1 protein-coding gene is annotated in these 596 nt (G+C 50.7%); it reads right to left on the reverse strand.

Features of this window, described 5'->3' with window-relative positions:
• Positions 1-596, reverse strand: a 596-nt coding sequence (locus HMPREF9429_RS01160; protein ID WP_006940992.1) for a phage portal protein, incomplete at both ends; no start/stop codon positions are given.

Below are 596 nucleotides of genomic sequence, written 5' to 3' on the forward strand. Positions count from 1 at the left end.
ATACCGCTCGATAAGGTACTGTTACGGTAAAAATCACAAATAAACGACTTAAGAGCGTTTTGGCTATCAAGTTCATCGATAAGCGTCTTCCACGGCGGGATCCCGATAATGCCGTCTCGCGTAAAGGCTTTAAAGTGCAGCACCTCATCGGGCTTTAAATCGTATACCTCGCCTTGTGCGTTTTGGGTTCGGTAATGAAGGGTGCCCGTAGCGGCATCCAGTTGTACAAACGTACGTACCGGATCCAGCGGCCACAGTGCCACGGGGTACCCGTCAGGCCCCCATTTAATATAGGCAATGCCGTTGCCGTAGATACCGATGTGCCCTTGTATGGTTTGCTTAAATACAAAGGCCGACATGAAGGGGTTCGGCCGCTCATATAACAGTTTGGCAACCGGGTGCTTCATGCCGATGTCTTTCTTTTGATTGTTAAACGTATGAATCGGAAGTTTTCCGATATCGTCAGCTAAAATAGACACGCACGCGGCTACGTTCGAGTTTTTAGCCGCCTGTTCCGGCGTAAGAACCGCTCCGCCGCCGATGGCATCGATAAGCCACTGCGCAGGATTTAAAAGGGTCCCGCTATCGGTTCCGGT

This window comes from Megasphaera micronuciformis F0359 (assembly GCF_000165735.1).
Classification (GTDB): Bacteria; Bacillota; Negativicutes; order Veillonellales; family Megasphaeraceae; genus Megasphaera; species Megasphaera micronuciformis.